Source organism: Aeromonas sp. 6P, assembly GCF_051919525.1.
Lineage (GTDB): Bacteria > Pseudomonadota > Gammaproteobacteria > Enterobacterales > Aeromonadaceae > Aeromonas > Aeromonas veronii.
Genome location: NZ_JBQBEO010000002.1, coordinates 438780 through 445000 on the forward strand (window position 1 = coordinate 438780; position 6221 = coordinate 445000).

Annotated in this window: 6 protein-coding genes (1 of these 6 only partly in view); 4 read left to right on the plus strand and 2 right to left on the minus strand. The window is 60.8% G+C overall.

The features are described 5' to 3' along the window. The first annotated feature begins 179 nt into the window (after nucleotides 1-179). From treB to ACTG2J_RS02135, 4 genes are all read left to right on the plus strand, one after another. Nucleotides 180-1610: a PTS trehalose transporter subunit IIBC gene (treB, locus tag ACTG2J_RS02120; protein WP_113740415.1), complete on the plus strand. Its 1431-nt coding sequence runs from the start codon at nucleotides 180-182 to the stop codon at nucleotides 1608-1610. Between the two features lie 66 nt (nucleotides 1611-1676). Further along, a complete protein-coding gene (gene treC, locus ACTG2J_RS02125; RefSeq protein ID WP_113740416.1) occupies nucleotides 1677-3338 on the plus strand; it encodes an alpha,alpha-phosphotrehalase in 1662 nt (553 codons plus the stop codon). 3 nt (nucleotides 3339-3341) lie between these two features. Further along, a complete protein-coding gene (locus tag ACTG2J_RS02130; protein WP_113740417.1) occupies nucleotides 3342-3941 on the plus strand; it encodes a sugar O-acetyltransferase in 600 nt (199 codons plus the stop codon). A 120-nt stretch (nucleotides 3942-4061) separates the two neighbouring features. Then, on the plus strand, nucleotides 4062-4250 hold the full coding sequence (locus tag ACTG2J_RS02135; protein ID WP_005336040.1) for a hypothetical protein: 189 nt from the start codon (nucleotides 4062-4064) through the stop codon (nucleotides 4248-4250). A gap of 72 nt (nucleotides 4251-4322) precedes the next feature. On the opposite strand, the gene rluA is transcribed toward ACTG2J_RS02135, so the two are convergent. Both rluA and rapA read right to left on the minus strand, forming a co-directional pair. Then, a complete protein-coding gene (gene rluA, locus ACTG2J_RS02140; protein ID WP_111809435.1) occupies nucleotides 4323-4979 on the minus strand; it encodes a bifunctional tRNA pseudouridine(32) synthase/23S rRNA pseudouridine(746) synthase RluA in 657 nt (218 codons plus the stop codon). A 115-nt stretch (nucleotides 4980-5094) separates the two neighbouring features. Beyond that, nucleotides 5095-6221, minus strand: the final stretch of a protein-coding gene (gene rapA, locus ACTG2J_RS02145) for an RNA polymerase-associated protein RapA (RefSeq protein ID WP_113740418.1). The gene runs 1741 nt beyond the window's last position; 1127 of the gene's 2868 nt are visible here — the last part of the coding sequence; its start codon lies off the right edge, out of view; its stop codon occupies nucleotides 5095-5097.

Genomic DNA, 6221 nt, shown 5'->3' on the forward strand with positions numbered 1-6221 from the left:
GGACTGAACAAAAAGTGCGCTTTTTGTGATGCTGGCCACGAATTGGGAACGTTCCCATTTCGATCTGGCCAGATTGTCGGCATGCTAAATGGGAACGATACCAAAAACGCTCCGGCCGACAGACTGGCTCAAAAGGGCGATACAGACCACTATTCAATGGCGTCACAGAGGGAAGACCCATGTCCAAGATCAACGCACAGCAGCTTGCCACCCTGATCGACAAGATCGGCGGTAAGGAGAACATCGCCACCGTCAGCCACTGCCTGACCCGGTTGCGCTTCGTCCTGAACGATCCGGCCAAGGCCGACAGCAAGGCTATCGAAACCATCCCGGCGGTGAAGGGAAGCTTCACCCAGGGCGGTCAGTTCCAGGTGGTGATCGGTAACGAGGTAGAGCAGTGGTACAAGGCGCTGACCGAGCAGCTCGGCGTCAGCGGTGGTAGCAAGGAGACCGCCAAGCAGGCGGCGCGCCAGAACATGAATCCGCTGGAGCGGGGCATCTCCCATCTGGCGGAGATCTTCGTGCCGCTGCTGCCCGCCATCATCACCGGCGGTTTGATCCTGGGCTTTCGCAACGTCATCGGCGACATCAAGATGTTCGACGATGGCACTCACACCCTCACCGAGATCAGCCAGTTCTGGGCTCAGGTGCATGCCTTCCTCTGGCTGCTGGGCGAAGCGATCTTCCACTTCCTGCCGGTCGGTGTTTGCTGGTCTGCGGTGAAGAAGATGGGGGGCTCCGAGATCCTCGGTATCGTGCTCGGTATCACGCTGGTGTCGCCACAGTTGATGAACGCCTACGGCATCGGCCAGCAGACTCCCGAGGTGTGGGACTTCGGTCTGTTCGTGATCCAGAAGGTGGGTTATCAGGCGCAGGTCATTCCGGCGCTGCTGGCGGGTGTCTTCCTCGCATGGGTAGAGACCAACCTCAAGCGGATCATTCCGGCCTATCTCTATCTGGTGATTGTGCCGTTTGTCTCGCTGCTGCTGGCGGTGATCGTGGCTCACGCCTTTATCGGCCCGTTCGGCCGCTGGATTGGTGAGGGCGTCGGCTTCGCTGCCAAGGCCGCCATGACCGGCTCCTTCGCCCCTATCGGTGCCGCCCTGTTCGGTTTCCTCTATGCGCCGCTGGTCATCACCGGCATCCACCACACCACCAACGCGGTGGATCTGCAACTGATGCAGAGCATGGGTGGCACCCCGATTTGGCCGCTGATCGCCCTCTCCAACATCGCCCAGGCTTCTGCGGTCGTCGGCATCATTCTGATTAGCCGCAAGGAGAACGAACGGGAGATCTCGGTACCTGCCGCCATCTCCGCTTACCTCGGGGTGACCGAGCCGGCCATGTACGGCATCAACCTCAAGTACAAGTTCCCCATGCTGTGCGCCATGGTGGGCTCAAGCCTCGCGGCCCTCATCTGCGGCTTTGCCGGGGTGATGGCAAACGGCATCGGGGTAGGCGGCCTGCCCGGCATCCTCTCCATCCAGCCGCAATATTGGGCGGTGTTTGCCATCGCCATGCTGGTCGCCATTGTGGTGCCGGTGGTGCTGACCTTGCTGGTCTACAAGCGCCAGCAAGCCGCTGGCAAGTTGACCCAAGCCAGCGCCTGACACTGATTATCAGGGCGACCCGCGGGTCGCCCTCTCCATTTTCTATTCGAGACAAGAGAAAGACCCATGAGCCAAACACCCTGGTGGCAGAGTGCCGTGATTTACCAGATTTACCCCAAGAGCTTTCAGGATTCCGCGGCCCGTGGCACCGGCGACCTCAAGGGGATCATGGCCCGCCTCGACTACCTCAAGACGCTGGGGGTCGATGCCCTCTGGCTGACCCCGGTCTACGTCTCCCCGCAGGTGGATAACGGTTACGACATCGCCGATTACTACGCCATCGACCCCGCCTACGGCACCATGGAAGATTTCGAGGAGCTGCTGGCTGCCGCTCACGAGCGGGACATCCGTATCGTGATGGATATAGTTGTGAACCACACCTCCACCGAGCATGCCTGGTTCAAGTCGGCGCTGGGGGACAAGAACAGCCCCTACCGCGACTACTACATCTGGCGTGATCCGGTAGATGGCGGCGTGCCCAACAACTGGCAATCCAAGTTTGGTGGTAGCGCCTGGGAGCTGGATCCCGCCACCGGCCAGTACTACCTGCACCTGTTTGCCCGCGAGCAGGCGGATCTCAACTGGGAAAATCCTGCAGTGCGCGCCGAGGTCAAAAAGATCATCCACTTCTGGGCGAACAAGGGGGTGGATGGTTTCCGCCTCGACGTCATCAACCTTATCTCCAAGGATCAGACGTTCCCGAACGACGAGATTGGCGATGGCCGCCGCTTCTACACCGACGGGCCGCGCATCCACGAATTCCTGCAGGATGTGAGCCGCGATGTCTTTGCCCCGGTCGGCGCCATGACGGTGGGGGAGATGTCCTCCACCAGTCTGGAACACTGCCAGCGCTATGGCGCCCTCGATGGCTCCGAGCTCTCCATGGTGTTCAACTTCCACCATCTGAAGGTGGATTACCCCAACGGCGACAAGTGGACCAAGGCGCCGTTCGATTTCCTCGAACTCAAGCGCATCTTCAACCACTGGCAGAGCGGTATGCACGGCAAGGGGTGGTCGGCGCTGTTCTGGTGCAATCACGACCAACCGCGCATCGTCTCCCGCTTCGGTGACGAGGGTGAGCATAGGGTGGTCGCCGCCAAGATGCTGGCCAGCACGCTGCATGGCCTGCAAGGCACCCCCTACATCTATCAGGGGGAGGAGATAGGCATGACCAACCCCGGCTATCAGCACATCAACGACTATCAGGATGTGGAGAGCCGCAACATCTTCGCCATCAAGCAGGCGGAAGGGATGAGCGAGGCCGAGATCCTCGCCATTCTCGGCGCTAAGTCCCGCGACAACTCGCGCACGCCGATGCAGTGGAGCGCAGCGGCCAATGCAGGTTTCACCCAAGGAACGCCCTGGCTCAAGCCTGCCGCCAACTATCCCGAGATCAATGCCGAGGCGGTGCTGGCCGACCAGAACTCGGTGTTCTGGCACTATCGGGATCTCATCGCCCTTCGCAAGGCGCACCCCATCTTCACTCAGGGGGATTATCAGGAGCTGTTGACCGGGCACCCGCAGATCTGGGCCTATGCCCGCCGTGCCAACGGTCAGACCCTGCTGGTGGTGAGCAACTTCTACGGCGAGCCGGTTGAGTTTGCCTTGCCTGCCGAGCTACAAAGCGGGCAAGGTCGGCTGCTGCTCGGCAACTACCCCGATAGCCCGGCCCAACCGCAATCGGGTATGCTGCGCCCTTATGAATCCCTGATCTGGCTGATGGAGTAGGTAATGGAGAAGGTGGTGCGCGGTACCGAGTGGCAGAAGATGGTGGCGGGGGAGCCCTATGATGCGGCTGACCCTGAGCTCAAAGCGGCGCGCGAGCGCTGCCGCCGGCTCTATCACACCTTCAACACCAGCTGGCAGGAGAAACCGGCGCGGGATGCTTTGCTGCACGACCTGCTCGGTAGCTGCTGCCAGGAGTGCGCCATCAATCCGCCGTTCTTTTGCGACTATGGCGCCAACATCTTCGTCGGCGAGAACTTCTACGCCAACGTCAATTGCACCATCCTCGACGTCTGCGAGGTGCACATCGGCGACAACGTGCTGCTGGCGCCCGGGGTGCAGATCTACACCGCCGCTCACCCGGTGGCGGTGGCGCCACGTATCAAGGGGGTGGAGTTTGGCAAGCCGGTGCGGATCGGTCACAACGTCTGGATTGGCGGCAGCGCCGTCATCTGCCCCGGCGTTACTATCGGTGACAACAGCGTCATCGGCGCAGGCTCGGTGGTGACCAAAGATGTGCCCGCCAATGTGGTGGCGGCTGGCAACCCTTGCAAGGTGCTTCGGCCGATGACGGCACAGGAGCTTGAAGGCGCCATCCAGCAGTGAACAGGGGCCATGAATGCTAGTGCTATCTGATTGATAGAAAAGCGAATTTCAGATTGTTTTGCATTCAGTGCTTATGTTCGGGGCCGCTTGGCCGATACTGTTGAGTGCAGGAGGAACCCTATGGATATATCAAGTTCTGCAAATGCGTCGTTTGGTTCTGCTCTGATGACGGCCAGTCTGGCCAAGAAACAGCAGACCCAAGAGGGCGAAGCTGCGCTGAAGCTGCTGCAAAACGCAGCGCAATCAGCGCCGGTTGCACCGACATCGGCCAGTGCTTCTCTGGGAAGCAAGATCGATATTCGCGTCTGACCCTAATGAAAAAGCCCCCATCTCGCGATGGGGGCTTTTTTATCTCTGCGATTTGGCGCGAGCCTCTTTCGCTCAGAGCGGGAAGGGGGCTGGCGCCTCGAAGGTCATCCGCTCGCCGCTGCGGGGGTGGCTGATGGTCAGACTGGCCGCATGCAGATAAAGGTGCGGTGCCGCCGCCAGCGCATCCGGATGGGCGTAGAGGTTGTCACCCAGGATCGGGTGCCCCAGCTCCAGCATATGGACGCGCAGCTGATGCGAACGACCTGTGATGGGGGTTAGCTTGATCAGGCTGTTGCCGTTCTCCACTTTCAGTTTCTGCCACAGGGTCAGAGCGTGACGCCCCTCCTCGTGATCCACCTTCTGCTTCGGGCGGTTGGGCCAGTCGACGCAGAGCGGCAGGTCAACCTGCCCCGACTCTGCTTCCGGCTCGCCCCACACCCAGGCGAGGTAGTGCTTCTCGGTCTCCCGCTCGCGAAATTGTCGGCTCAGTTCCCGATGAGAGTTGGGATTGAGGGGAATGACAATGACGCCAGTGGTGGACATGTCGAGGCGATGAGCAGCAGCCGCCTTGGGGTGCTGCTGTTTCACCCGATGCAGGACGCTGTCTTCATTCTCGGGGCCGCGCCCGGGGACGCTTAGCAGGCCAGTGGGCTTGTTGACCACCATGATGTCCTTGTCCTTGAACAGGATATCGAGCCAGGGTTCCAGAGGCGGTGAGTATTCAAACATAAATGTCTCGCATCAGAAGGTGGGGGCAAGCCCCCATCAGTTATGGGTAACCACGACAAAGTGGCCTTGGGTATCCAGTTTGAGCTGGTTCTGGCCGCTGTCGGTCGGTACCTTGTCAGTTATGGGTGACCACGATAAAGCGGATGGCATCCAGCTTGAGTTGGGTCTGATCGATCAGGTGGTGCAATTCTGCCTGCAGATTGCGCAGATAATCCAGTTCGCTGTCTCGCACGTTCGGGTTGACCGCCTTGAGCGCTTCCAGACGATCCAGATCCTGCTGCAGGGTCTGCGCCATCTGGGCACGGGCCTTGTCGACAATCCCGGCTTTCAGCTCTTCGGCAATGGCCTGGCCCTTGCCAATCAGACCGTGGATCACCGGTTGGGATGCAGTCACGAGCTTGCTGCCGAGGTGGCGGTTGACCGGAGTCAGCTGGCGGTTGAAGGCATCGAACGCCACTTTCTCACCCAGATTCTGGCCGTTCTTGTCCATCAGCAGACGGATCGGCGTCGGCGGCATGAAGCGGTAGAGCTGGGGATGGGCCGCAGACTCGGCAACGAAGATCAGCTCAAGCAGGATGGAGCCGATGGGCAGCGCCTTGTTCTTGAGCAGTGCGACCGAGGTGGCACCGATCTCGGAGCCCAGGATCAGGTCGATACCGCCGCGCATCATGGGGTGATCCCAGGAGAGCAGCGCCATGTCATCCCGCGACAGGGCTGTGTTGCGATCGAAGGTGATGGTCATGCCGTCTTGCGGCAGGCCCGGGAAGCTGGAAACCAGCATGTGATCCCCGGGGGTCAGCACCAGCGCGTTCTCGCCACGGTCATCCTGATTGACGCCGATCTCGTCGAACATCTTGAGAGCGAAGGAGATCATGCCAGTGTCGTCATCTTCGGCGGCCAGCTTGTCGACCAGCTGCTGGGCGGCGGCGCCACCGCTGGAGTGGATCTCCAGCAGGCGATCGCGGCCCTGCTCCAGTCGGGCCTTGAGCGGCTCGTGCAGTTCGCGGGTCTTGACCAGCAGGGCGTCGAGGGCTGCCTGATCGCCGGTGTTGGCGGCCAGCAGCTCGAATAGCTCCTCACGTACCGCTTCGAATACCGGGCGAGCTGTCGGGCAGGTCTGCTCGAACGCGTCCAGACCATCGTGATACCAGAGCTGCAGGGCGCGCTGGGCAGTCCCTTCCAGGTAGGGAACGTGGATCTCGACGGTATTCTGCTGACCGATACGATCCAGTCGGCCGATAC

Bases quoted from the DNA above. Each gene is read 5' to 3' on its own strand.
- treC (WP_113740416.1), top strand. From the start codon at position 1,677: ATGAGCCAAACACCCTGGTGGCAGAGTGCCGTGATTTACCAGATTTAC.
- treB (WP_113740415.1), top strand. From the start codon at position 180: ATGTCCAAGATCAACGCACAGCAGCTTGCCACCCTGATCGACAAGATC.
- ACTG2J_RS02130 (WP_113740417.1), top strand. From the start codon at position 3,342: ATGGAGAAGGTGGTGCGCGGTACCGAGTGGCAGAAGATGGTGGCGGGG.
- rluA (WP_111809435.1), bottom strand. From the start codon at position 4,979: ATGTTTGAATACTCACCGCCTCTGGAACCCTGGCTCGATATCCTGTTC.
- ACTG2J_RS02135 (WP_005336040.1), top strand. From the start codon at position 4,062: ATGGATATATCAAGTTCTGCAAATGCGTCGTTTGGTTCTGCTCTGATG.